The organism is Anaeromyxobacter sp. Fw109-5, assembly GCF_000017505.1.
Taxonomy (GTDB): Bacteria; Myxococcota; Myxococcia; order Myxococcales; family Anaeromyxobacteraceae; genus Anaeromyxobacter.
In genome coordinates this window covers 3,680,992-3,706,198 of the sequence record NC_009675.1, presented here as the reverse complement: position 1 = coordinate 3,706,198, position 25,207 = coordinate 3,680,992, and the positions used below count along the sequence as shown (strand labels likewise).

The window sequence follows — 25,207 nt, the reverse complement described above, 5'->3', positions numbered from 1 at the left end:
CCGAGATTCTCGGAGGCCGCCTCGCGGCCCCGGATCGGAGCGCGCCCGTCCGATCGGTCCACGCCGAGGAGCACCTGCGCATGCCTTCCAAGCCGAAGAAGCCCGCTCCGCGTCCGAAGAAGTCCCCCGCCAAGGCGTCCGCCCGCTCCACGGTCGGCGGGGCGCGGAGAGGCACGTCCGCGGCGAGAGCGATCGATCGGGCCGCCGCGAAGCTCGCCGCCACGGACGAGCTCGCCGCGAGCATGCCGTTCAACGCGACCAAGAAGGCCGAGCACGGCGCCCTCGCGCGAACCCCGCCGCGGGGCGCGCAGGTGGCGCCGACGGACGCGACGGCGACCGGCAGCACGCTCAGCGAGACCGCCTCGTCGCTCAAGGTGGGAAGGGGCAAGCCGCAGGATCAGCTCGGAGTGAATCCAGGCAACCTGCCGCTCGACCGTGTGAGGGTGGACTCCAGCGGCCAGGGGCTCACCACCAATCACGGCGTCCCCATCGCCGACAACCAGAACTCGCTCAAGGCGGGGCTGCGCGGGCCCACGCTCCTGGAGGACTTCATCCTCCGCGAGAAGATCACCCACTTCGATCACGAGCGGATCCCCGAGCGCATCGTGCACGCGCGGGGTTCGGCCGCGCACGGGTTCTTCGAGTGCACCGAGGCCCTCACCGGCGTCACCCGGGCCTCGTTTCTCTCGGAGAAGGGCAAGCGCACGCCGGTCTTCGTGCGGTTCTCGACCGTCGCGGGCGAGCGCGGCTCGGCGGATCTCCCGCGCGACGTGCGCGGCTTCGCGGTGAAGTTCTACACCGACGAGGGGAACTACGACCTCGTCGGCAACAACATGCCCGTGTTCTTCATCCAGGACGCCATCAAGTTCCCCGACCTGGTGCACGCGGTGAAGCCGGAGCCGCACCACGGCATGCCGCAGGCGGCGAGCGCGCACGACACGTTCTGGGACTTCGTGTCGCTCATGCCCGAGTCGACGCACATGCTCCTCTGGCTCATGAGCGACCGCGCGCTGCCCCGCAGCTTCTCGATGATGCAGGGCTTCGGGGTGCACACCTTCCGCTTCGTCAACGCGAGAGGCGAAGCGCGCTTCGTGAAGTTCCACTGGAACCCGGTGCGCGGCACCCACTCGCTCGACTGGGACGAGTGCGTGAAGATCAACGGCGCCGATCCCGACTACCACCGGCGCGACCTGTGGGAGTCCATCGAGGCGGGGCAGTTCCCGGAGTGGGAGCTGGGCGTCCAGCTCTTCACCGAGGAGGAGGCCGGACGGTTCTCCTTCGACGTCCTCGACCCGACGAAGATCGTCCCGGAGGAGCTCGTGCCGGTGCGCACGGTGGGGCGGCTCGTCCTCGACCGCAACCCCGACAACTTCTTCGCCGAGACGGAGCAGGTCGCCTTCTGCGCGGCGCACGTGGTCCCGGGGATCGACTTCTCGAACGATCCCCTGCTCGCGGGCCGCATCCACTCCTACGCCGACACGCAGATCTCCCGCCTGGGGGGGCCGAACTTCCACGAGATCCCCATCAACGCGCCGGTGGCGCAGGTGCACAACGTCCAGCGCGACGGGATGCACCGGCAGGCGATTCACCGCGGGCGCGTGGCCTACGAGCCCAACTCGCTCGCCGGCGGCTGCCCGTTCCAGCAGGGCGCGGCGGCGGGCTTCACCTCGTTTCCGGACCCCACGCCCGAGGACAAGGTGCGCGGCAAGCCCGAGAAGTTCGCCGACCACTACACGCAGGCCACGCTGTTCTGGGAGAGCCAGTCCGAGGTGGAGCAGGCGCACATCGTGCGAGCCTTCCGGTTCGAGCTCACGAAGGTGCAGACGCCGGCGGTGCGGCAGCGGGTGGTCGCGCAGCTCGCGAACGTGAGCGACGAGCTCGCTCGAGCGGTCGCGGACGGCCTCGGCATCGAGGTGCCGGAGCCCTTGCCGGTGCTGGTGAGGGCCGCGAAGCCCGAGGTGACGAGATCGCCGGCGCTCTCCCTCACCGCGCGACCTGGCCGGGGTGACGTGGGAGGAAGGAAGATCGCCATCCTGGTGGCCGCGGGCGTCGACGGCGAGGGTGCGCTCGCCGTGCACCGCGCCCTGACCGAGGCCGGCGCGGTGCCGCGGCTCGTGGCAGCCCGGCTCGGCCCGGTGGAGAGCTCGACCGGCGACGCGCTCGACCCCGACGCGACGCTCGAGACGATGCCCTCCTGCCTGTTCGACGCGGTGGTGGTACCGGACGGCGAGGCCTGCGCCGCGGCGCTCTCCGCCCTGGGCCACGCGGTCGAGTTCGTGAAGGACCAGTATCGCCACTGCAAGACCCTCCTCGCGATCGGCGCGGGCCAGCGGCTCCTCGCGAAGGCGGGTCTGCCGTTCGAGGGAGAGGATCCGGCGCTGATCGTCGTGCCGGCGGGCCAGCTCGGCGCCGGTACGAAGGCGTTGCTGGCCGGACTGGCGGGCCATCGCAACTGGGATCGCGCGGTGGACCCACCGCCCGTGTAGCTGGCGACCCGACAGCCCGGGGATCGGGCGGACGCGGACGGGGGTGCGCGGCGAGTGCGTCCCCGGGTTAACGTAGGCGACAATGCCCCTGTCCACGGCGGCGTTGCTCTCCGACCGTCCGCGCAAGCGGGCCGGGAAGATCGCGCTCGTCGCCCTCGCAGCGCTGGTCGGGTTCTGGGTCGTGGACGCCGCGACCGACGGCCTCCTCCTCGGGGACCGCGGCTTCGTGCGGGAGCTGCTCCAGCCGTCGCCGTCCGACGTGTGGATGCGGATCCTCGTGGCCGCGCTGATCTTCGTCGTGTTCCTCCTGGGCCGCGAGCGAGCCCGGTTGCACCTGTTCGCGTCCGTGATCGACGAGGCCCCTGACGGCGTGCAGATCGCGGACCTCGACGGCCACGTGGCCTACTCGAACCGTGCCGTGCAGGAGATCTACGGGTTCTCCCCGGACGAGCTCCTGGGGAAGCACGTCAGCTCGATGAACGTCGACCCGGAGTTCGCGAGCCGCGTCATCCTCCCCGCGCTCCAGCAGACGGGACGCTGGGCCGGGGAGGTCGAGGTGAGGCACAAGGACGGGCGGTCCTTCCCCATCTGGCTGACGACCTCGCTCGTGCTCGGCGCCCGGGGGAGGCCGACCGCCGCCGTGGGGATCATCCGCGACCTCACCCAGCGAAAGCGTACGGAGCAGGAGCTGCGGAGCTACGCGACGCAGCTCGAGGAGGCGACCCGCCTGAAGGACCTGTTCGCCGACATCCTGCGGCACGATCTGCTCAGCCCCGCCGCCACGCTCCGGATGGGCATCGACCTCCTCGCGAAGAACGAGGCGAGCCCGGCCGCCACGCGGCTGCTCGAGAAGATGAGCCGGAGCTGCGCGCGGCTGACGGACCTGATCGAGCACGCCGCGAAGTACGCGAAGATCTCGACCCTGGAGCAGCTCGAGCTCGACACGCTCGATCTTCGACGGGTGCTGCAGGACGTGATCGCGGACTTCCAGGAGACGCTCCAGGAGGACGGGCTGCGCAGCTCGCTCTCCTCGCTCGGCGAGCTGCCCGTCCGCGCGAACCCGCTCGTCAGCGAGGTCTTCGCCAACCTCGTCTCCAACGCGCTCAAGTACGGCCGCGCGGGTGGCACGGTCACGGTGGGCGTCGAGGACGCCGGCGAGCACTGGGTCGTCGCCGTGACCGACTGCGGGGAAGGGATCCGGGACGAGGACAAGCAGCGGATCTTCACGCGCTTCGAGCGGCTGGAGCGGGAAGGCGTGAAGGGGACCGGGCTCGGCCTCGCCATCGCGAAGCACATCGTGGAGCTGCACCGCGGGAAGATCTGGGTGGAGGACAATCCCGGTGGCGGGTGCGTGTTCCGGGTCGCCCTGCCCAAGGCGGACCGCGCCACCTCGTAGAGGGGGGCGGGGCCTCCCGGTGCGCGCGGAACGGCGGCCGTAAAGCTGGCCTACGGAGGCTCTCCCCCCGCGGCGCATGGCGGGCGGGGCCACGCTCGCACGGCCCGTCCCGACCGGCGGCGAGCCTTCGCCCGTCCCAGCCGCCGGCGGCGGTGATCCGTGGACGCAGGGCCGCTAGATGTGGCGGCAGGGGGGTCCGGGTGGCGCGCAGCCTCGGGGAGAGCGACGAGCCGGCCGGCGAGAAGCCGGTGGCGAGCACCGCCGGACCGCCGGGGATCTCCGCCCTGGACGATCGCCCGCGGAACGCCGAGGTCCTCCTCGAGCGGCTGCTCGAGGCCGACCGCGTGCTGGCCTCGCGGGAGCGCACCCGCGGTGCGCTCCGGCGCAGGCGCTGGCTCGCGGCCGGGCTCGCCTCCCGGCGAAGGAGCGGCTCCTCGTCGAGGGGTGGGTGGCGCACGCGCGTGGCGAGAACGCGACGGCCTGGCGCATCTACCGCGACGCCGTCGACGCCTACCCCGAGGACGCAGACGTGCTCTACCTCGCGGCCGACCACCTCTTCCACGCCGGAGACGTGGACCGTGCCGTTCCGCTCTTCCAGCGTGCAGTCGACGCGCGGCCGGGGTGGGGCCCGCCCTTGAACCACCTGCTCGATGCCCTCGAGGCTCTCGGGTGCCCGGAGGAGCTCTGGCGTCGGCGCGGCGCGCGGTCGACGCGGCGCCGGGCCCGGTCACCTTCGGCGCACTGGGCCGGGCGCACCTGGCGAGGGGGGAGTGGGACGAGGCGCTCCGGGCACTCCGGAGCGCGGCCACGGCGGGCGGGGGCCCCGCGGCGATCAAGGACGGCGCCCAGGTGCTGCTCCTCGCCCATCGGCTCGAGGAGGCCGAAGCCGAGGGGCAGCGGCTCCTCGCCGGGGACGTGCCCCCGTACTGGCGGCTCGGCGGATACGCGCTGGTGATCCAGGTGCGTGCGATGCAGGGGAAGCGCCGCGACCTGCTGCGCCTCCTCGAGGGGATTCCGGCAGCGGAGCGCGCCGCGAACCCGGTGGGCTACCACCGGCTCGCGCTGGAGGCCCTCGCGCGCACGGGGGCCGGCCGCGATCGGCTCCGGCTCGAAGCCCGCGGGTGGGGCAGCGCCCTGGCGGCGTTCCCGCTCGCGTACGCGGGCGACCTCGCTCGCAGCGCGGAGCTCGCGCGCGGTCTCCCGCCCGGCCCGGACCGCGAGCTCCACGAGGGTCTCGTGGCATGGCGACGGGACGATCGGGTCCGGGCGGTGGCGCGGCTCGAGGCCGCGGCCCGGGGCAGCTCGATGACGATGAGCAGGCGGCTCGCGTCGTCCTTCCTCGGCGAGGTCCTCTCGGAGCTCGGGCGCGACGAGGAGACCGTGCGCGCGATGCGGGAGCTCCGCGCTCCCACGCTGCAGTTCCCGCAGTACGCCTTCGTGTACCCGCGAAGCCTCCTGTTCACCGCGCGATCGCTCGAGCGGCTCGGGCGGCGGCACGAGGCGCTGCAGGAGGCGGAGGCGCTCCTCCGGCTCTGGAGATCCGCGGATCCGGATCTCCCGGAGCTCCGGGAGGCGCGCGCGCTCAGGGCGCGGCTCGCCGGGGCACGCTGAGCGCACGAGCGGCGACGCCGCGGCCCTCACGTCACTCGAGATCGCCGCGCGTCAGCACCGTATCCCGCAGCCACCGGTCGTCGGCCCTCGGGGTGTCGAGGACGTAGTGCAGTCCCCGTGATTCCTTGCGCTGGCGGGCGCACGCCACGATGAGCATCGCCACGTCGGCGAGGTTGCGCAGCTCCACCAGGTCCGGCGTCACGTGGTACTGCCAGTAGTAATCCCGGATCTCGGCCCGCAGCATCTCGAGCCGGCCATGGGCGCGCGCGAGCCGCTTCTCGGTCCGCACGATGCCGACGTAGTTCCACATCAGGCGGCGCACCTCGTCCCAGTTGTGCGCCACCACCACGCCCTCGTCCGGCGCGAGGGCGTCCCCGGGGTTCCAGCCGGGGACGGCAGCTGCCTCGCCGCTCGTCGCGCCGAGCTCCTCCGCCGCGGCGGCGGCCGCGCGCCAGCCGAACACCAGCCCCTCCAGCAGCGAGTTGGAGGCGAGCCGGTTGGCGCCGTGGAGCCCGGTGCAGGAGACCTCGCCGATGGCGTAGAGGTGCGGGATGGTGGTGCGGCCGAGCAGGTCCGTGACCACGCCGCCGCACAGGTAGTGCGCCGCGGGGACCACCGGGATGGGCTGCACCGCCAGGTCGATCCCGAACTCCCTGCAGGTCGCGTAGATGTTCGGGAAGTGCTCGATGAGGAAGCTCTTCGGCAGGTGCGTCATGTCGAGGAAGGCGCAGTCGTCGCCGCGGCGCTTCATCTCGGCGTCGATGGAGCGCGCCACCACGTCCCGCGGCGCCAGCTCCCGCCGCGGGTCGTAGCGCGACATGAACGCCTCGCCCGCCCCGTTGCGCAGGATGCCGCCCTCGCCTCGGCAGGCCTCGCTGATGAGGTAGCTCTTCGCCTGCGGGTGGTAGAGGCAGGTGGGGTGGAACTGGAAGAACTCCATGTTCGCGACCGCCGCGCCCGCCCGGTAGGCCATGGCGATGCCGTCGCCGGTCGCGACGTCGGGGTTCGGCGTGTAGAGGTAGACCTTCCCCGCGCCGCCGGTGGCGAGGACCGTCACCGCCGCCGAGACCGTCGCGATGGCGCCGGTGGCGCGGTCGAGCACGTAGGCCCCGAGCGCCCGGTTCGGCCCGCCCAGCCCGAGCTTGCCGCTCGTGACGAGGTCGATGGCGATCTGGTCCTCGACGATGCGGATGCCGGCGGCCGCGCAGGCAGCGAGGAGCGCGCGCTCCACCTCGCGGCCGGTGGCGTCCTTCGCGTGGGCGATGCGCCGGCGCGAGTGCCCGCCCTCGCGCGTGAGGTGGAGCCGGTCGCCCTCGCGGTCGAGGTCGAGCCCCAGCGAGAGGAGCCAGCGGATCCGGTCGGGTCCCTCGCGGACGGTGACCTCCACCGCGTCGCGCTTGCAGAGCCCCGCGCCCGCCACGAGCGTGTCCTGGATGTGGAGGTCGAAGTCGTCGTCGGGGCCGAGCACGGAGGCGACGCCGCCCTGGGCGTACTGCGTGGAGCCCTCCCAGCGCTGGCGCTTCGTGAGGACGAGGACCGAGCCGTGCTTCACGGCCTGCAGCGCGAAGGTCAGGCCGGCGACGCCGCCGCCGAGCACGAGGAAGTCGACGCGCTCGCGTTCCATGAGGGGTGCCATGGAGGTCCGATGTAGCACACCGCTCGATCACGCGCGTGCGGCCGACGTCCGGCGCCCCCGCGTCGCGAGCTTCCTCAGCTCCATCGCCCAGAGGACCGTGCTCGCGACGGCGGCGCAGAGGAGCCAGTCGCCGGGCGACAGGGGGGAGGTGCGGAACGCGCGCTGCAGGAACGGCGCGTAGACCACCGCGACCTGCAGCGCGACCGAGAGCAGGATCGCGAACCACAGCCAGCGGTTCGCGAGGAGCCGGTGGAAGGCGCTGCGGTCTTCGGACCGCGCGTTGAGGGCGTTGAAGAGCTGGTAGAGCACGAGCGTCGTGAACGCGAGCGTGTGCGCGTCGCGCAGGCTCCGCCCTTCGCCGCCGGTCACGAGCCCGCCGGGGAGCGCCCAGTCCATCACCCCGAGCGTGCCGGCGGCCATCACCAGGCCGACGAGCGCGATGTCCGCCCACATCCGGCCGGTGATCACGCCGCTGCGGGGATCGCGCGGCGGCCGCAGCATGACGTCGTGGTCCGGCGGCTCGACGCCCAGCGCGAGCGCCGGGCCCGAGTCGGTGAGGAGGTTGATCCACAGGATCTGGGTGGCGAGGAGCGGGACGACGAGCACCGACCCCTCCTCCGGCGTGAGGCCGATCGTCCCGGCCAGCACGACCCCGAGGAACATCACCAGCACCTCGCCGACGTTCGACGAGAGCAGGTAGCGGAGGAAGCGCTGGATGTTGGCGAAGATCGAGCGCCCCTCCTCGATCGCCGAGACGATCGACGCGAAGTTGTCGTCGGTGAGGATCATGTCGGACGCGCCCTTCGCCACGTCCGTGCCGGTGATGCCCATCGCCACCCCGATGTCGGCGGCCTTGAGCGCCGGGGCGTCGTTCACGCCGTCCCCGGTCATCGCGGCGATCTCGCCGTTCGCGTGGAGCGCGTGGATGATGCGCAGCTTGTGATCCGGCGCGACCCGGGCGAAGACCGAGACCTCGCGGACGGCCTCGCGTAGCTCGGCGTCGTCCATGTCTTCGAGCTGCGCTCCGCCGATCGAGCGGGCGCCCTTCTCCGAGATCCCGAGCTCGGCCGCGATCGCCGCGGCCGTCGCCGGGTGATCCCCGGTGATCAGGATGGGCCGGACGCCCGCCCGCCGCGCCTCGTCCACCGAGGCGCGGGCCTCGGGCCGGGGAGGGTCGATCATCCCGACCACGCCGAGCCACACGAGCGCCTGCTCCACCTCGTCGGAGAGCTCGCCGGTCACGGCTTCGCGCCCGAGGGTGCGATAGGCGACCCCCAGCGTCCGCAGCGCGGCGGAGCCCAGCCCCTCCACGGTCCGCGCGATCTGCTCGCGGCGCTCCCGCCCGAGCGGACGCGTGCCGCCGCCCACCCGCTCGGCCGAGCAGCGCGCGAGGAGGATGTCGGGCGCGCCCTTCGAGACCACGAGCACGCGCTGCTCGTCCTCGGCGTCCACGTGCGCAGTGCTCATGCGCTTCCGCTCCGCGGAGAAGGGCACCTCGCCGACGCGCGTGAACCGTTGGCGGTGCTGCGCGGCCTTCCCACCGACCTTGCGGGCCGCCACGAGCAGCGCGCCCTCCGTCGGGTCGCCCTGGATCGTCCAGCGGCCGTCCCGCTGCGCGAGCTCCGCGTTGCTCGCGAGGTCGCCGGCGGCGAGGAGCCACTCGATCTCCTCCAGCAGCGAAGGGTCGGAGACCGGCGCGCCGTCCTGCCGCAGCTCGCCCGCCGGCTCGTAGCCGGTGCCGGTCAGGTCGGCCGCGCCGCTCGCCGTGACGACGGTGCGGACCGTCATCTCGTTGCGGGTCAGCGTCCCGGTCTTGTCCGAGCAGATGGTCGTGGTCGAGCCGAGGGTCTCGACCGCGGCGAGCTTGCGGACGATGACGTTCCGCCGCGCCATGCGCTGCGTCCCGAGCGACAGCACGACCGTGGTGATCGCGGTGAGACCCTCCGGCACCGCCGCGACCGCCAGCGACACCGCGAGCAGGAGCACGTCCACGGCGTCGGTCAGCGACCGCAGCTCCTCCGTGAGGAGGATGGTCACGCTGACGACGATGGCGATCCCGATCACGGCGAGCCCGAGGAGCCTGCCGGTCCGGTCGAGCTCCTTCTGCAGCGGGGACTCGACGTCCTTCGTCGCCACGAGCGAGCCGGCGATCCTCCCGATCTCGGTCGCCGGGCCGGTGGCCGTGACGAGCGCGCGGCCGCGGCCCGAGGCGATCGCGGTCCCGCTGAAGACCATGTTGCGCCGGTCGGCGATCGCGACCTCCTGGTCGAGGAGACCCTCGTCCTTGGACACGGGCGTGCTCTCGCCGGTCAGGGACGCCTCGGCGACGCGCAGCGCGATGGCCTGCAGCACCCTCGCGTCGGCGGGGAGAGTGTCACCCTCCTCGAGCAGGAGGACGTCGCCCGGCACGAGCTCCGCCGTCGGCACCACGCGCTGCTCCCCGTCCCTGAGCACGCGTGCGTTCGGGGCGGACATGGCCCGGAGGGCCGCGACCGCCTGCTCGGCCCGGCCCTCCTGGACGAACCCGAGCACGCCGTTCACGATCACGATCGCGAGGATGGTGAGCGCCTCGTAGGGGATGGACGACTCGCGCTCGATCCACCAGGCGACGAGCGAGATCGCGGTCGCGACGAGGAGGAGGACCGTCAGGACGTCCCTGAACTGCGCGAGGAAGCGGCGCCAGGCCGGGACCGGCGGCGGCGCGGGCAGCTCGTTGCGGCCGTGGCGCCCGAGCCGGGCCCCGGCCTCGGCGGAGGAGAGGCCGCGGCGGGCGTCGCTGCCGAGCGAGGCGATCACCTCCGCCGCGAGGCGCCGGTAGGGCGGGAGCGGCTCCTCCCGCGCGGCGAGGGCATCCGAGTTCGCGGCCATGCGTCGCTCGCGACCGTCGGCCAGAGGCTGCCGAGGTGATGCGGGCGCCGATGAGCGTACGCCCTGCCGGGGGACGCGTGTAGAGCACGGAAGGGCAGCCGCCCGACGACGTCCCGAGCCCCGGCCCATGAGCGACACGTCGCCGCGGGTCGCGCGTCACTTCTCCTGGAGCACGGACAGGACGTTGCCGGCGGGGTCCTTGAACCACGCGATGTAGGGACCCTCGCGGCGGGAGATGCCCTTCTCGTCCTGATCGAATCCCTCGTAGCGCTCGAGCCGGATCCCCCGCGCGGACAGCGCGTCGACGGCCTCGTCGATGTCATCCACCGGGAAGTTCAGGATCGTGTAGGTCGCCGGCGCGTGATCCGGCTTGGGGTAGACCAGCGTGGGCCGGTCACCCGCGAGGTGCAGCGTCAGGAGCCCGTTCTCCATGGACGTCTTCAGCCCGAGCGTGTCGCCGTAGAACGCACGAGCCTTCTCCACGTCGGGTACGGCGAAACTGCTGAACGCCTTCGAGTCCCTGAACATGACCCCTCCTTTCAGGGTTGGACCGTTGAGGATGCTCGAGCTCATCGGCGCTCCGTGGTGATACGGGCGTGGCCGCGTGCGATCTCCCCGAAGGAGCGAAGCGCGCGTCGACGGTCGGGCCCCTGGGCCTGAGAGCCGACTCGCCGCCTCACGCTCGATCCCCAGCCCGTCCGGACGACCGACCGGTCCCGGGTCCCCTCCCGAACCACGGGAGCCGCGCGGCGCGCTGGCGTTGCGCCTCGCGGACCCAACGTCGAGATTGTCTTGGACCTGCACACCTCGTCCCGTCCCACACATCCGGAAGGAGGCTCGGTGACCTCGCAAGCGCGAGTGACGCTCGCTCGCACGACGTACCATCACGCCCTCTCGGCCGCCCGCCGCGACTGCACTCCCGCGCGCTGGCGCCGGCTGGTTCGAGCCTGGTGGAACCTCAAGGACGCGCTCCGGCAGGTTGGCCTGGACGCCAGCACTGCCCGGCGCGAGCACGTCCTCGGGCTGCCCACGCCCGGGGGACTTGCGCCGTGACCCTCTCTGGCGTGGACCTCGCCCCGAGGAGATCGCCAGCGTGTTCGGGGGGGCCCGGCGGCCGTAGGCGCCGTGGGCTCGCCAGGCGCGTGCAGCCGGTTGCGGCCGCGCGCTCCGGCGGCAAAGACAAGCGCGGGAGGGACCCATCATGACGCCCGAACCCGCCACGTCCAGCTGGCGCGAACATGGGGTGCGCATCGTCCACGCCGGCGAGCTCGACCTGAACACCCCGCAGACCGCCGGCATGACCCGCGCCTCGGCGATCGACCATGCCCGCGCCGGGGCGCAGAAGCTCTGGGCCGGTACGGCCGTCATCCATCCGAACGCGAGGACGGGGGCCCACCATCACGGGGCGCTGGAGAGCGTCATCTACGTCGTGAGCGGGCACGCCCGCATGCGGTGGGGCGACCGGCTGGAGTTCGTCGCCGACGCAGGCCCCGGCGACTTCATCTACGTGCCGCCCTTCGTGCCCCACCAGGAGATCAACGCCAGCGCGGACGAGCCGCTGAGCTGCGTGGTCGTGCGGAGCGATCAGACGCCCGTCGTCGTGAACCTCGAGCTCCCCGCCGTCGAGCCGCCGGAGGAAGTCAGGTGGGTCGATCCCGTCCACCCTTCCGGCCGAAGTGCCTGAACGATCGGCCTGGCCGGTCGGCCTCGGTGACGCATCACTCGGGGTGACGCCGACGAAGGAAGGGCGGAGCGGTTCCGGAGTGACACGCGACCCGTCGGAATTCGCAGCTTTCGCGCCGGGGCGGTGACAGAATCCGCTCCCGCGCCCGGCGGGCACCCGCCGGGCCATCGACCCTGCGCATCCCCGAGGCCACCCGTGATCCTGCGCGCCGCCCTGGTCCTCTCCCTCGCCGCGCTCGCCGCCTGCGCCGGCAAGAAGCCGGTCCCCGCCGAGGCCGTCCCGCCGGCGCAGCCCGCCTCCGCCCGCGGCGTCGACCTCGCCGCGATGGACCCCGCCGTGAAGCCGGGCATGGACTTCTACGCCTACGCCAACGGCACCTTCACGCGGACGGCGGAGATCCCGCCGGACCGGGCGAGCACGGGCGCGTCCCTGCGCGTCTTCGAGACGGTGGAGGCGCGCACCCGCGCGATCGTGGAAGAGGCCGCGCGCGGCGACGCGCCGGCCGGCTCCGACGCGCGCAAGATCGGCGACCTCTACGCGAGCTTCATGGACGAGGCCGGCATCGAGGCGAGGGGGCTGGACCCGCTCCGCCCTGCGCTCGCCCGCATCGCGGCGCTCGCCGACGCCCGGGCGCTGGCCGCGGAGCTCGGCGCGACCGTGCGCGCGGACGTGGACATCTTCAACTGCACGGACCTGACGACCCCGCGTCCGCTGGGCGTCTGGATCGAGCAGGACCTGAACGAGCCGTCGCGCAACACCGTCTACCTCGTGCAGGGCGGCCTCGGGCTGCCGGACCGCGACTACTACCTCGACCGCTCGCCGCGGCAGGCCGCGCTCCGGGCGAAGTACCTCGCGCACCTCGAGGAGATGTTCGGGCTCGCCGGGTTCCCGGACGCCGCGGCGCGCGCGCAGCGCGTGCTGGCGTTCGAGACCGAGCTCGCGAAGGCCCACGGGTCGCGGCAGGACGCGGGCGACGTGCAGAAGGGGAACCACCCGTGGACGCGGGCGGAGCTCGAGCGGCAAGCGCCGGGAATGGACTGGGGCGCGTTCCTGGGCGCCGCGGGGCTCGAGGGGCAGCCCCGGTTCATCGTCTGGCAGCCCACCGCCGTCTCCGGGCTCGCGGCGCTCGTGAAGAGCGCGCCGCTCGCCACCTGGAAGGACTATCTCGCGGCCCGCGCCCTCGAGCGCGCGGCGCCGTTCCTGTCGAAGGCCTTCGCCGCCGAGTCGTTCGCGTTCCACGGCACGGCGCTCACCGGCACGCCGCAGCAGCGCGCCCGCTGGAAGCGCGGGCTCGGCGTCGTCGACCTCGCGCTGGGCGAGGCCGTCGGGCGCCTCTACGTCCAGAAGCACTTCCCGCCCGAGGCGAAGGCCGAGATCCAGGCGATGGAGCGGAACATCCGCGCGGCGTTCGCCCGGCGCATCGACGCGCTCGACTGGATGACGGCCACCACCAAGGCGCGCGCCAAGGAGAAGCTGGCGGTGATCGAGGTCGGCATCGGCTACCCCGACCGGTGGACCGATCACGGCGGCCTCGAGATCGTGAAGGGAGACCTCCTCGGCAACGTGGAGCGCGCGGAGCTCTTCGAGTACCGCCGCCAGCTCGCCAAGCTCGGCAAGGCACCCGACCGCGGCGAGTGGTGCATGCTCCCGCACACCGTGAACGCGGTGAACCTCCCGGTTCGCAACGCGCTCAACTTCCCGGCGGGGTTCCTGGAGCCGCCCTTCTACGATCGCCAGGCGACGGCGGCGGTGAAGTACGCGTCCATCGGCTCCGTCATCGGCCACGAGCTCAGCCACAGCTTCGACGACCAGGGCGCGCTCTTCGACGCGCGCGGCGAGCTCGAGAGCTGGTGGTCGCCGGCCGATCTCGCGCGTTTCCAGGCGGAGGGCCGGCAGCTCGCCGCCCAGTACGACGCGTACCGGCCGTTCCCGGATGCCGCGGTCGACGGGAAGCTCACGCTGGGTGAGAACATCGCCGACCTCGCCGGGCTGGCGGCCGCTCACGACGCGTGGCGCGCCTCACTCGGCGGGGAGACACCTCCCCGGGTCGGCGGCCTCGACGGCGAGCAGCAGTTCTTCGTCGCCTACGCCCAGACCTGGCAGACGAAGCCGCGTGAAGCCGCCCTGCGACGGCAGCTCCTCACCGACGGACACGCCCCAGGCCGCTATCGCGCCCTGACCGTGCGGAACCTCGACCCCTGGTACGCCGCCTTCGACGTCCAGCCCGGGGACGCCCTCTACCTCGCGCCCGGCGAGCGCGTACGGGTGTGGTGAGCGCCGCCGCGTGTGCTCACGCGCTGGGCGGCGCAAGTGGGGGAGGCGTCGCCGCCGGGCCGGGGTCGAGCTTGATCGTGCCGCCGTCGCGAGGCTACAAGGTCGGCTCACCCGCCGCAGCTGGAGGCTCACCTTGCCGACCACCACCGAGAACCTCGCCACCGCGTTCGCCGGCGAGAGCCAGGCGAACCGGAAATACCTCGCCTTCGCCCGCCAGGCGGAGCGTGAGGGCTACGCGCAGATCGCCAAGCTCTTCCGGGCGGCGGCCGAGGCCGAGACGCTCCACGCGCTCGCGCACCTGCAGAACAAGGGCGGCGTGAAGACCACGCTCGAGAACCTCGAGGAGGCCGTCGCGGGCGAGACCTACGAGTTCACGCAGATGTACCCGCCGATGGTGGAGCAGGCCAGGGCCGAGGGGCACAAGGCGAGAGTCATGCTGGACTACGCGAACCGCGCCGAGCAGGTACACGCGGGCCTCTTCAAGCAGGCGCTCGACGCGCTCCGCGCCGGAGCGGACCTCTCGCAGATGGACGTCTACCTGTGTCCCGTCTGCGGCGATCTCGAATTCGGCGCTCCGCCGGACAAGTGCCCGATCTGCGGCGCGCCGGCGGCGAAGTACCAGAAGGTTTCCTAGCCGGGGCGGCGGGCGCCGGCGGGGGGCGCTACACCTCCCTCATGATCCGCCCCGCTCGAGAGCGAGGGAGGCCGTGACGGCGGCCACGCTGCTCGGTGCGTTCGCGATGACGGCTTCCCTCCTCGACCATCCGCTGATCTCGGAGCGCTACTTCTTCCCGCGCCGCGAGCGGCTCGCCTCGCCCATGCTGGTGGCGGTGGACGGCGCGACCCTCGCGTGCGCCTTCCGGAAGGTCGCACCCGACGCGCCGACGCTCGTCCACTTCCACGGCAACGGGGAGGTGGCCGGCGACTGGGAGGACTTCGCGCGGTGGCTCGGCTCGCTCGGGTGGAACGTGCTGCTCGCGGAGTACCGCGGCTACGGTGCGTCCACGGGCGCCCCGCAGCTCGGGAGGATGCTCGACGACGTCGAGCGCATCGTCGAGGCGAGCGGCGTGGCGCCCGACCGCATCGTGTTCTTCGGCCGGTCGGTGGGCTCGCTGTTCGCGGTGCACGCGGTGTCCCGCTTCCCGCAGGCCGCGGGGCTGGTCGTCGAGAGCGGGATCGCGGACGTGAGCGAGCGGCTCTCGATCCGCGTCGCCCCGGCCGAGCTGGGCGTCTCGCCCGAGGCGTTCGTGGCGGAGGTGAGCGGACGGCTCGATCAGCGGGCCAAGCTGCGCCGGTACCGCGGGCCCGTGCTGATCCTCCACACGCGCCGGGACGGCCTCATCGACGTGTCCCACGGCGAGCGGCTCGCCGCCGCGGCGGGCGGTCAAGTCACGCTGCAGGTGTTCGAGCGCGGGGACCACAACTCCATCCTCGCGGTGAACGGGGCCGAGTACCGGAGGGCGGTGAGCGCGTTCCTCGAAGGGGTCAGGCGGCCGGAGCGACGATCTCCCTGAGCTGCTCCGCGGGGTGAGGCGGGGGAAGGCGTGCGAGCGGTGGAGCGGTGCCCGCGCGCCGCAGACGCCGGGGGGGGGGGCGAGACCCGACTCGCGAGGTCGTGGCCGGCGCGTCATCCGCGCGGTAAGCACCAGCGCGGAGGCACGCGATGAAACGGTTCGCATTCGATCCGCGGCCCAGGACGCCCAGGCTCGCGGCGACTGCTCTCGTCGCCGCGGGCCTGCTGCTCGCCGCCTGCGGAGGAGGCGATTCGAGCGGCGACGGAGGAGGGGAGGGCGGCGGGACGCCGACGACGGACGGCACGCTCGCCGGGACCGCGAGGAAGGGTCCGGTGGCGAGCGGGACGGTCACGGCCTTCGCGGTGACGAACGGCGCGAAGGGGGCCCTGCTCGCGACCGGCCATACCGACTCGCAGGGTCGCTTCACGATGCGGGTCGGGAGCTACTCGGGTCCGCTGCTCGTCAAGCTCCGGAGCGGCACCTACACCGACGAGGCGACGAACGCGACGATGCCCATGGGCGCCGCCGACGTGATGACGTGCGCCGTCCCCAGCTTCGCCGCGGGATCTTCGACGATGGTCCAGGTGACGCCGCTCACGTCGATGGCGCAGGTGATGGCCCAGGGGATGCCCGGAGGCATGACGGAGGCGAACGTCGACTCTGCCAACTCGAGCGTGGGCAGCTACTTCTCGTGCGGCGACATCTTGCACACGATCCCCATGGACCCGCTCGTCTCGGGGTCGGGCGCCGACGCGACGCAGGAGACGAAGAACTACGGCATGACGCTCGCGGCGATGTCGCAGTACGCGATGATGCTCGGCATGACGGGCTCGTCCTCGGGCATGGTGACCGCGATGATGCAGGACGCCTCCGACGGCACGATGAACGGCATGATGGGCTCGACGCAGGTCTCGATGGGCGGGATGGGCGGCATGATGGGCGGCACGATGACGATGCCGAGCGCGACCGGCACGACCGAGCTCGCCACGGCGATGGGTCAGTTCATCACCTCGAACATGAACCGCTCCGGTGTTCCGCTCGCCGACATGCAGCCGCTGATGAACAAGCTCTCCGCGTCGTCGGGCGAGCTCCGGTAGGAGAGGGAGTCCGCGCCGCGAGGGAGAGCTCCGAGCGAGATGTCGAGCACCGCCGCCCGTCATCCCTTCCGGATCTTTCCGCCCGCGCAGGCGGCGGGCGCGGGCGGTCCCATGGATCTCGTCCTCGAGACGAGCGCGTTCGGGGGCGGCACGCATCCGACCACCGTGAGCTGCCTGGAGGAGCTGGCCGCGGTCGCGCCCCTCACCGGGCTGCGGGTGCTGGACCTCGGGAGCGGGAGCGGCATCCTCGGGATCGCGGCCCTTCGCCTCGGCGCCGCCGGCGCCGTGTGCGTGGACGTGAACCCCGACGCGGTGGCGAGCGCGCGCCGCAACGGCGCCGCGAACGGCGCCGCCGAGCGGCTGGAGCACCGCTGCGCAAGCGCCGGCGACCTCGCGGGGGAGCGCTTCGACCTCGTCGTCGCGAACATCGGCGGCGAGCTCCTCCTCGACGAGGCGGCGCGGATCGCCCCGCTCGCGCGTCCGGGCGGCCGGCTCCTCCTGTCCGGCCTCCTGCGCGGCTGGGCCGACGAGCTCGAGCGCGCCTATGCGCGGCTCGGCTGCCGCGTCGTGGCCCGCCGCTCTCCAGGCGAGTTCTGCACGGTGCTGCTCGTGCGCCGCTGACCCGTCGCGCCCCCGGACGCGACCGCGGTGTCGTGGCAGTCGGCGCCGTCGCCTTCGAAGTCGCCGAGGCACGCGCCGTCGCGCGAGGCGCCGCGGCTCGCGCCTCGCGTGCGCGATCTTGCGCGCGGTCATCGACTCCTCCGACGGTACGTGCTGTCCTGCGCGCTCTCTCCCAGGGGGATTCGGTGAGCCTTCCTTCCGTGAGCCGACCCGCCGCCCTGGCCGCGGCGATCCTGGTGTGCGGCTGCAGCGGGTTCGACGTCGAAGGACCGCCCGCCCCGGCCCCGCCATCGGACCTGCGCGTCGCGCTCTCGTCCTCCGCGTGGGGGTGGCCGGAGCTCCAGGCCGAGTGGTCGCGCCCTCCGGGCGCCGTCCCCGACGGCATCGTCCTCGAGATGCGCACGGGGGAGGGGCCCTGGACGCAGGGGTACTGGTTCGGCGGCAGCGCCACGGCCGGCACGCTCGCGCTGTCCCAGGTCGAGGACGGCGCACGGCTCACGTTCCGCGCGGTCGCCGTGGACAACGGCGTCCGCTCCACTCCCACGAACCAGGCCGCCGTCCAGCTCCCGGTTGCGGCCGCCGCGAACGCGCAGGTCGGATGGAGCGTCGCCGGGCCCGTGTCGGTGTGGTGGCAGAGGACCTCCCAGGGCGCCACCGCCGTGAGGGTGGAGCGGCGCATCGAGCCGGCCACGGGGCCGGCCTCCCCCTGGCAGCAGGTCCTCCTCGCGAGCGCCGCGACCACGAGGTACGACGACGCCGACACGGCGCAGTGGCGCGACGGCGCGCGCCTCGCCTATCGCATCGTGTACCTGGCGGGCGACGTCGAGAGCGAGCCCGTCGAGGCGCGCAGCCCGGGTGGGCGGCCGCTCGCCCTGGCCGCAACCGCCGTCCACGACGCCGGAGTCGTTCGCGTCGGCTGGACGTACGCCGGAGCGGCCCCGATCCAGGTGAGGGTGACCCGGCGCCCGCTGGGCGCAGCCGAGGTCGAGCTCGGGGTGGCAGACCCGCCCGCGACCTCGTTCGAGATGCCGGCGCCCCCGCCCGGATTCTACACGTACGTCGTCCAGGCGAAGAGCCCGGACGCGAGCTGGTACGACTGGGACCTCCTCTCGACGCCGGCCTCGGCGTCGGTGCTGGTGCCCGATCCCGCGCTCGCGGGAGTCCTCGAGGCCTCGGTGATCGAGCTGCCCGAGGCGGACGAGGTCGCGCGCGCGCCGTCGGGCGCGTTCGCGGTGGTGTCCGGCGACGGCTGGAGCACGCTCGCCGTCCACGTGCCCACGCCGGACGGCTGGGAGCGCTGGTTCCCCGCGACCGCGGACCGCGTGCGGGCCGCGCGCCCCGGCGTCCACTTCGACGCGCAGGGACGGCTTCACGTTCTGTACGAGCAGGAGACCGACGCACGACACTGGGACGTCCGCCATCGCTGGCAGGACTCGGCAGGTTGGCGGGACGAGCGCGCCGGGACGATCCTCGCCCTGGGCGCCGGGGCCTCCTCCAGCGCGCTCGACGCGGGAGGTGATCCGCACCTGCTCTGGCAGGACTGCTGCACCGCCCTCGGCGCGAGCCTGCCCATGACGTACGCCGTCCGGCGCGAGGGCGCCTGGACCGAGGAGGTCTTCACGGCGCCCTGGGACACCGCCTACGCCACGAGCCGCATCGCGACGGATCCGGCGAACGAGCCCGCGTTCCTGATGCAGGGCGCCTCGACGCTCCTCCTGCGTCACGGCAGCGGGGGCTGGTCCGATGAGCCCCTCCCGACGGCCGGGACGTCCGGGGCCGCCTGGGGCCCCGTGCTGCTCCCCGCGGTCGACCGCGTGGTGCTGGTCGGGCGCTGGAGCGACACGAGCGGAACGGCGGTCATCGGGGTGAGCGTGCGGGAGGGGTCGAGCTGGTCCGCCGCGGAGCCCGCGCTCGCGGCGACGGACAGCTGGCCCGCCTACCGGGCGGCCAGCTCGCCGGACGGGACGCGGATCGCGATCGCCACGACGAGCAGCCCGCCGCGGGTCGCGATCCGGGACGCCGGCGGCTGGACGGTCCGCCCCCTCGCCGCGGTGGAGGGGGAGTTCGCGCTCGGCTTCACGCCCGCGGGCAAGCTGTGGGTCCTCATGGGGATCGGCCGCTCGACGGCGTACGCAGACCCCGACCGCCTCCCCCACGTCCTCTACGAGGAGCCGTGAGCATGCGCACCCTGGTCCTCCTCGCCGCCGCGCTCGCCGTCCCGGCGGGCGCAGCGCGCGCGCGTTCGGACATCACGCTGAGCCTCCGCGCGGGAGGCGGCGTCCCCTACGGCCGCACCGCCTCTGCCGCCGCGCTCTCGGACGAGCTCCGCTTCGCGCTGCCGATCACCGCCGAGCTGACCTTCGGCGTCTCGCCTCGCCTGAGCGTCGGCCCGTTCCTCCAGTACGCTCCCGGCGCCCTCTCGTCGAGCGCGCCGCTCGGCTCGGGCGCCTGCGCCGACACCGGCTCCCGCTGCGAGGACGCCCGGGTCCTCCGGGCGGGCGCCCAGCTCTTCTGGCTGTTCGACGGCTCGGGCCGGGTGACGACCTGGGGGGCCGTGGGGACGGCCTACGAAGCGCTCTCGTACTCCGCTCGAGACCCGAGCGGCTCGGGCACGGTCACGTACCGCGGCTGGGAGTGGCTCAACGTGCAGCTCGGCGCCGACGTGGTCCGGCTCGGGCGAGGCCGCCTCGGGCCGTACGCTTCCGCCTCGATCGGCCGGTTCGAGCGGGTGCAGGTGAAGTCCGAGGGCGGCTCGCTGGACGGCGAGATCGCCAGCGAGACCCTCCACGGCTGGCTCCAGCTCGGAATCCGCGCCACTCTCGACCTGTAGCCGGATCGGCCTGGTGACGATCTCGAGGTCACGCAAGCGCGGCTCGGCTGCCGCGCGGCTGCGAGTGGTCTTCCCCGGCAAGCTCTGCGGCGTTGCTGAAGCCGGCTGACCGTACGTCGGCCGCGGCGCAGGAGTCTCGTCCACGTCGGTGCGACCGCGGTCAGCGCGACGTGCCCGACTTCTCCGGCGCCGTGTCGGTCCCGCCCGGCGCACCGGTGTCGCCCGTCGTCCCGACGCTGCGCGAGTCGCCCGTGGTCCCCACCGAGCTGGGCGGGCCGCTCGGCGAGGCCGAGCCCGTCCCGCCGGGAGTCGAGGGTCCGTCCCGGCTGGCGCGGCCCGGGTCGTCCGGCCGTTCCTCCGCCTTCGCCGCGGTGCTCCCCTGGCGTCCTACCTCGCCTGTTCGCGGCTGACCCGGACGCTCCGGACAGGCGAGCGTGCCTGCCAGCAGCACGGCGCCCAGCAGCGAGAGGCAACGTTCGCGTACCGTCACGGCTCCCTCCCTCGTGCCCACCTCGAACGAAACTTGAGCCGCCTCGGCGGAGGTGGTGGGCCTTACGGAGAGTGACCTCCCGACCCGCGCCGCGCCGCCCGCCCGTCACGTGGCATCACGTCACGAGCGCGGCCGCGCGTCGCGGGTCCGGAGACGCCCTGCTAGGGCTTGCCCTCGTCGTGGCCCGGGTGCCAGCCGGGCTTCTCCGGCGAAGGGAACTGGCCGGGGGGGAAGACGGGGTGCAGGCTCCCTCCGGAAACCTTCCCGAGCTCCTCGGTGCCGAGCGCCTTCGGCGCCGCAGGTCGAGTGGTCTTCTCGCTTCGCTTACCCATGGGGATCTCCTCGTTCGTGAGCAGGCCGGGTGCGAGCCAGCCCAGCGCCGACCGCATCGGCCTCGCAGAGGTGGACCGGAGGAGCGCCTCGATCTGACAGCTCCTCGTTCCAGGCGCGGCCGTGATCCCCGGGCGCGTCAGCCTGCCGCCGCCGCGGCCGCGCGCGGCTGGTAGGTCCCCGGCTCCTTGCGGAAGCTCACGGCGAGGCGGTTCCACGCGTTGATGGCGATCACCGCCATCGTCAGGTTCACGAGCTCGGCGTCGGAGAAGTGGCGCCGGACGTCGTCGAACACCGCGTCGGGCACGCCGGTCCTTCCGAGCTCCGTCACCGCCTCCGTCCACGAGAGCGCGGCGCGTTCGCGGACGGTGTAGAACGGCGTCTCGCGCCACACCGGGATCGCATACAGCCGCTGCTCCGACTCGCCGCGGGCGCGGGCGTCCTTCGTGTGCATGTCCACGCAGTAGGCGCAGCCATTCAGGTAGGAGGCGCGGAGCTTCACGAGCTCGAGGAGCTCGTGCTCCAGGCCCGAACCGCGCACGTACTGCTCGAGCGTGAGCATCGCGCGCGCCGCGCCGGGCGCCACGTGCTCGAGGTCGATGCGTCTCGTCATCGTCTTCTCCGGTCGTCGGGTGGACGCCGTGCCGCTCGAGGACCTCGGCACGGCCGGAGGGACCTTCGGCTCCAGGTCCCTCCGCCCTGAGACACGGATGAGCCGGCGGATCGGTTACGGGCCGCGGCGGCCTCGGCCTCCGCTCAGGCCGCCTCTTCGAGCAGCCTGCGCTGCCCGGTCAGCCGCTGGATGCCGGAGACGTCCTGCACCGTCTCGAGGCAGCCGAGATAGCGGCCGGCCTCGTCGCGCACCGGCCAGTAGCGGATGTGGACCTTGCGCGGGCCCATGTCGATCCAGAACTCGGCCACCTCGCGGCGGCCCGCCTTGAAGTCCGCCAGGATCTTCTCCACGAGGTGGACGCTCTTCTGCGGGTGGCAGTTGCGGACGTTGGTCGCGATGGCGCCGCGGCTTCGCGGGAAGATCTTCTCGCCGCGCTCGTGACTGAAGTAGCGGACCCGGTCCTCCTCGTCCACGAAGGACAGCTCCACCGGCAGCGTGTTGAGGATCGCGGCGAGCACCTGGCGGTCGAGGCCGTAGGAGAGGTCCTCGAGCTCCACCGCCCGCACGAGCTCGTCCGCGATCCGGTAGTAGCGCCGGCGGGTGTCGGGCCCGAGCGCGGCCTCCACCGCCTCGATGCCCGGGACGATGCCGGCCTGCGTCGCCTCGTCGAGCATGCGCGCCGCGAGCGGGTAGAGGATGTCGTTCTCCTTCCAGAAGTGATCCTTGCAGAGCGCCGCGTACGCGCCGAAGGCGTCGCGCAGGTCGTCCAGCCGCGCTCGGTCCCCGGCCACGAAGGCCGCGGCGGCGCCGTCGATCCGCTCGACGAGCGCCTTGGCCTGCCGGTGCTCCGCCAGCATCACCGCGAGCGGGCCGCCCTCGACCGGCAGGCCGGCGCGCTGCAGCAGCGGGAACACGGTCTGCTCCTCCTTCTGGTTGTGGCAGCGATCGACGTAGCCGACGAGGTACTCGCGCAGGTTCGCGACCATCCCCGGCGACGGGCCTTCTGGCGCCGCGAGGGCCTTCTCGGCCGCCGAGAAGACGCGCTCGGTGGTCTCGTGGTCGGTCATCAGCAACTCGCGCCAGGTCTGGCTCATGGTCGCTCCGGTCGAGGGAAGGGGAGGGGGATGCGCCGGAGACTTCCGGCGGCGCCCGTTCGCCCCCGGATCACAGCAAGGAGCCGGCCAACGGTGACGGGTCGACCTTTCCGGCCTCTTCCGGCCGGGCGGGCGAGGCGGCACCCAGCCCCCGTTGAACGAGCAACGCCATATCGGTGCCCGGCGCCAGGCTTGCGGCGTCCGGGCGGCCCACGTGACCGGCGGGTCGGTGCGTACCTTTTCCGAGTGGCGCCCGGCGCCGGGTCTCCGGCGCCGGCGCCGCGGACGGGAGGCCGAGCCATGACACGCTACGGAGGTTGGGAGGATCCACGCTGGGACGAGCGGGAGCGAGCGGCAGGGGAACGTGGGTACGGCGAGGCGCGGGCGGGGCGCTGGCGCGAGCGCGAGGAGCTCGACCCGCCGTGGGTGGAGCGCGGCCCGTACGCACGGAGCGCGGACGCCGACACCCGCGGGCTCATCGAGTGGGAAGATCGCGGCCCCCTCGCGTGGATGGGAGAGCGGGCGCGTGAGGCGACCGGAAAACGCCCGCACGGTCCGAAGGGCTACAGGCGCGCCGACGACCGCATCCAGGACGCCGTGTGCGAGCGGATCGCCCGCAGCCCGGTCGACGCGAGCGACGTGGAGGTGAAGGTCGAGAACGGCGAGGTGACGCTCACCGGGACCGTGCGCAGCCGCCGCGAGAAGTGGTGGCTCGAGGAGCTGGTGGAGGGCGTGTTCGGCGTCGAGGACGTACACGATCACCTGCGCGTCGCGCGCACCGACGCGCCCGGCCAGGAGACGGGGCCGGGGCGGTCGACCCACTGAGCTCGCGCAGCGGTGGCGCGCGGCTAGGACTCGACGTGGTAGTGGTGCCTCGCCGCGTCGTGCCAGCGCTCGATGTCGCGGAACGCCTCCTTGAGCCGCGTCCGCTCGATCGCGCTGAGCTGGCCGAGCGACAGCCTCGTCGTCGCGGGCGTGCCCCGGGTCTGGGCCTCGAGCTCACGCCGGAGGCGGAGCCCGAGCACGAAGCGGAAGGCCCCCGCCACCGTCGCGCGCTCGTCCTCGGCGAGGAGCCCGGCCCGCGCCGCGGCCTCGAGGCGCTCGAGGGTGCTCCGCGCGCGCGTGCCGGCCTCGAGCCCGTAGCAGCGGGCGAGGAGGACGACGGGCGACAGACCCTGCGTCTTGAGATCGACGGTCGACGCGTCGCCGCGGACGCGGAGCAGGAGCCGCTCGGGAGGGTGGTGCTCCATCGACGCGCTCGCGAGCAGGCGAAGGAACACGATCTTCCTCCTCGCCTCGGCGAGGATCGCGTCGAGCGGCGCGAGCTCGAGCGCGCCGCCGGCCCGGCGGAAATCGAAGAAGATGGACGCGACGAGGAGCGCCTTCGGATCGGGCACGTCGATCCAGCCGCGAAACCGCTCCTCCCACTCCGACAGCGGGCCATGCCACCAGCGCGCCATGTAGCGGCCGGGGCACTCCGGGAAACCCGCCGCCATCAGGTCGGCGTTGACACGCTCCGCGAAGGATCGGAACCACTCGCGCCTCCCGGCGCCCGCGTCGGCGTAGACGAGCCCGTTGTCCTGATCCGTGAGCAGCGTCTGCTCCATCCGCCCCTCGGACCCGAACACGATCCAGGCGTACGGCGCGGGGGGCGCGCCCTGATCGGCCTCCGTCCACTGGAGAATCCGTCGCAGGAGCACCTCGTTGAGCCGCGCCACGAACCCCCCGATGGCGACGGCGTCGAGGCCGCTCGCCAGGAGCGAGGAGGCCATCTCCGCCAGCCTGCCCGCGTAGCCGGGCAGGTGCTCGCGCGACGGGAGCCACTCGACGCGCCGCAGGACCGTGATCGGTCCGGGGGTCGTGTGCCGCATGAGATCGGTCGAGGTGATCACGGCGACGATCTCCCCGTCGCGCGTGATCGGGAGGTGGTGCACGCCCTTGTCCAGCAGATACGTCCAGGCCGCGTAGACCGGAGTCGTCGCCGGCATCGTGCCGAGCGGCCTCGTGCAGATCCGGTCCACGGGCGTCCCGGGCCCGAGCCCCTCCGCGAGCACGCGGCCGCGCAGGTCGCGATCCGTGAGGATCCCGGGCGGATCGCCTCGCACGAGGACGGACGAGATCCGCTCCCTTCGCATCGTCCGCGCCGCCTCGCCCGCCCGGGCGTCGGGCGTGACCCACACGGGCGCCCGGACCGCGATCTGCCCGACCTCGACCGCGAGATCCGGCCGGTAGCTCGCGACCTCGCCGCCCGAGAGGCTCGCCTGCAGGCGCTCCGCGGCCCGCGCCGCGAAGTGCCGGGCGAAGCGCGCGTCCGAGAGCAGCAGCGCGAAGCTTCGCTCGGGCAGCCGGTACGCGACGAGGTCCTCCTCCACCACGACGTCGAGCATCGCCTCGTGCCGGAGGAGCGAGGTGTAGCCGAAGACCTCCCCTTCCTCGAGCAGCTGCAGGGCCCGGCCCTCGCGCAGCAGCTTCACCGAGCCCTTGCGGATGACGTACAGGTGGCGCAGCGGCTCGCCCCCGGGATACACGAGGCGGGCCCCGGCGGGATCGAAGCTCACGTCGATGGTCGGCGCCACCGCGTCGAAGAGCGCCTTCGGGAGCGCGTCGAACGGCGGGAGCGACCTGACGTAAGCGACGGGATCGATCCCGAGCATGGGGAGCTC

At 73.2% G+C, this 25,207-nt stretch carries 20 protein-coding genes and 1 pseudogene; 14 read left to right on the top strand and 7 right to left on the bottom strand.

Annotated features, from left to right (window positions below; genetic code table 11):
- The first annotated feature begins 80 nt into the window (after nt 1–80).
- The 4 genes and pseudogenes from ANAE109_RS16250 (at nt 81) to ANAE109_RS16240 (ending at nt 5,493) form a co-directional block, all read left to right on the top strand.
- Nucleotides 81–2,486 (top strand): catalase, encoded by a 2,406-nt coding sequence (locus ANAE109_RS16250; protein WP_012097975.1) that lies wholly within the window; start codon nt 81–83, stop codon nt 2,484–2,486.
- A gap of 82 nt (nt 2,487–2,568) precedes the next feature.
- Nucleotides 2,569–3,882 (top strand): PAS domain-containing sensor histidine kinase, encoded by a 1,314-nt coding sequence (locus tag ANAE109_RS23630; RefSeq protein WP_012097974.1) that lies wholly within the window; start codon nt 2,569–2,571, stop codon nt 3,880–3,882.
- Nucleotides 3,883–4,060: 178 nt separating this feature from the next.
- Nucleotides 4,061–4,507 (top strand): annotated as a pseudogene (locus tag ANAE109_RS26165) (tetratricopeptide repeat protein); the annotation flags it as partial.
- A gap of 44 nt (nt 4,508–4,551) precedes the next feature.
- Complete coding sequence (locus ANAE109_RS16240) at nt 4,552–5,493, top strand: hypothetical protein (protein ID WP_041448426.1); 942 nt, start codon at nt 4,552–4,554, stop codon at nt 5,491–5,493.
- A 31-nt stretch (nt 5,494–5,524) separates the two neighbouring features.
- On the opposite strand, the gene nadB is transcribed toward ANAE109_RS16240, so the two are convergent.
- The 3 genes from nadB to ANAE109_RS16225 form a co-directional block, all read right to left on the bottom strand.
- Nucleotides 5,525–7,129: an L-aspartate oxidase gene (gene nadB, locus ANAE109_RS16235; protein WP_012097972.1), complete on the bottom strand. Its 1,605-nt coding sequence runs from the start codon at nt 7,127–7,129 to the stop codon at nt 5,525–5,527.
- A gap of 27 nt (nt 7,130–7,156) precedes the next feature.
- Nucleotides 7,157–9,997, bottom strand: a complete 2,841-nt coding sequence (locus ANAE109_RS16230; protein WP_041448425.1) for a cation-translocating P-type ATPase — start codon at nt 9,995–9,997, stop codon at nt 7,157–7,159.
- A 156-nt stretch (nt 9,998–10,153) separates the two neighbouring features.
- A complete protein-coding gene (locus ANAE109_RS16225) occupies nt 10,154–10,525 on the bottom strand; it encodes a VOC family protein (RefSeq protein WP_041448424.1) in 372 nt (123 codons plus the stop codon).
- 673 nt (nt 10,526–11,198) lie between these two features.
- On the opposite strand from ANAE109_RS16225, the gene ANAE109_RS16220 reads away from it, so the two are divergent.
- From ANAE109_RS16220 to ANAE109_RS16180, 9 genes are all read left to right on the top strand, one after another.
- Nucleotides 11,199–11,681, top strand: a complete 483-nt coding sequence (locus tag ANAE109_RS16220) for a cupin domain-containing protein (RefSeq protein WP_012097969.1) — start codon at nt 11,199–11,201, stop codon at nt 11,679–11,681.
- A gap of 195 nt (nt 11,682–11,876) precedes the next feature.
- On the top strand, nt 11,877–13,955 hold the full coding sequence (locus ANAE109_RS16215; protein WP_012097968.1) for a M13 family metallopeptidase: 2,079 nt from the start codon (nt 11,877–11,879) through the stop codon (nt 13,953–13,955).
- 133 nt (nt 13,956–14,088) lie between these two features.
- Entirely contained in the window at nt 14,089–14,589 is a 501-nt protein-coding gene (locus ANAE109_RS16210) for a rubrerythrin family protein (RefSeq protein WP_012097967.1), read from the top strand.
- 73 nt (nt 14,590–14,662) lie between these two features.
- The gene (locus tag ANAE109_RS16205) at nt 14,663–15,469 is read left to right on the top strand and encodes an alpha/beta hydrolase (protein WP_200860865.1); all 807 of its coding nucleotides are present in this window, start codon (nt 14,663–14,665) and stop codon (nt 15,467–15,469) included.
- 149 nt (nt 15,470–15,618) lie between these two features.
- The gene (locus ANAE109_RS16200; protein ID WP_012097965.1) at nt 15,619–16,566 is read left to right on the top strand and encodes a hypothetical protein; all 948 of its coding nucleotides are present in this window, start codon (nt 15,619–15,621) and stop codon (nt 16,564–16,566) included.
- A 39-nt stretch (nt 16,567–16,605) separates the two neighbouring features.
- Entirely contained in the window at nt 16,606–17,187 is a 582-nt protein-coding gene (locus ANAE109_RS16195; protein WP_012097964.1) for a 50S ribosomal protein L11 methyltransferase, read from the top strand.
- Between the two features lie 200 nt (nt 17,188–17,387).
- Nucleotides 17,388–19,364: a hypothetical protein gene (locus ANAE109_RS16190; RefSeq protein WP_041448423.1), complete on the top strand. Its 1,977-nt coding sequence runs from the start codon at nt 17,388–17,390 to the stop codon at nt 19,362–19,364.
- A 2-nt stretch (nt 19,365–19,366) separates the two neighbouring features.
- The gene (locus tag ANAE109_RS16185) at nt 19,367–20,017 is read left to right on the top strand and encodes a hypothetical protein (RefSeq protein ID WP_012097962.1); all 651 of its coding nucleotides are present in this window, start codon (nt 19,367–19,369) and stop codon (nt 20,015–20,017) included.
- Nucleotides 20,018–20,187: 170 nt separating this feature from the next.
- Complete coding sequence (locus ANAE109_RS16180) at nt 20,188–20,427, top strand: hypothetical protein (RefSeq protein ID WP_041448422.1); 240 nt, start codon at nt 20,188–20,190, stop codon at nt 20,425–20,427.
- 241 nt (nt 20,428–20,668) lie between these two features.
- Here the strand turns inward: ANAE109_RS16180 and ANAE109_RS25350 are convergent, their stop codons facing one another.
- From ANAE109_RS25350 to ANAE109_RS16165, 3 genes are all read right to left on the bottom strand, one after another.
- Nucleotides 20,669–20,839, bottom strand: coding sequence for a hypothetical protein (locus ANAE109_RS25350; RefSeq protein WP_158305901.1), 171 nt, complete (start codon nt 20,837–20,839; stop codon nt 20,669–20,671).
- Nucleotides 20,840–20,976: 137 nt separating this feature from the next.
- A complete protein-coding gene (locus ANAE109_RS16170) occupies nt 20,977–21,450 on the bottom strand; it encodes a carboxymuconolactone decarboxylase family protein (protein WP_012097959.1) in 474 nt (157 codons plus the stop codon).
- A 143-nt stretch (nt 21,451–21,593) separates the two neighbouring features.
- Nucleotides 21,594–22,544 carry a PAS domain-containing protein gene (locus ANAE109_RS16165; protein ID WP_012097958.1) on the bottom strand — a complete coding sequence of 317 codons (951 nt, stop codon included), beginning with the start codon at nt 22,542–22,544 and terminating at the stop codon, nt 21,594–21,596.
- A gap of 300 nt (nt 22,545–22,844) precedes the next feature.
- On the opposite strand from ANAE109_RS16165, the gene ANAE109_RS23625 reads away from it, so the two are divergent.
- The gene (locus ANAE109_RS23625; protein WP_012097957.1) at nt 22,845–23,369 is read left to right on the top strand and encodes a BON domain-containing protein; all 525 of its coding nucleotides are present in this window, start codon (nt 22,845–22,847) and stop codon (nt 23,367–23,369) included.
- Nucleotides 23,370–23,392: 23 nt separating this feature from the next.
- Here ANAE109_RS23625 and ANAE109_RS16155 read toward each other — a convergent pair whose 3' ends face one another.
- Nucleotides 23,393–25,198, bottom strand: a complete 1,806-nt coding sequence (locus ANAE109_RS16155; protein WP_012097956.1) for a DUF294 nucleotidyltransferase-like domain-containing protein — start codon at nt 25,196–25,198, stop codon at nt 23,393–23,395.
- Nucleotides 25,199–25,207 lie beyond the last annotated feature (9 nt).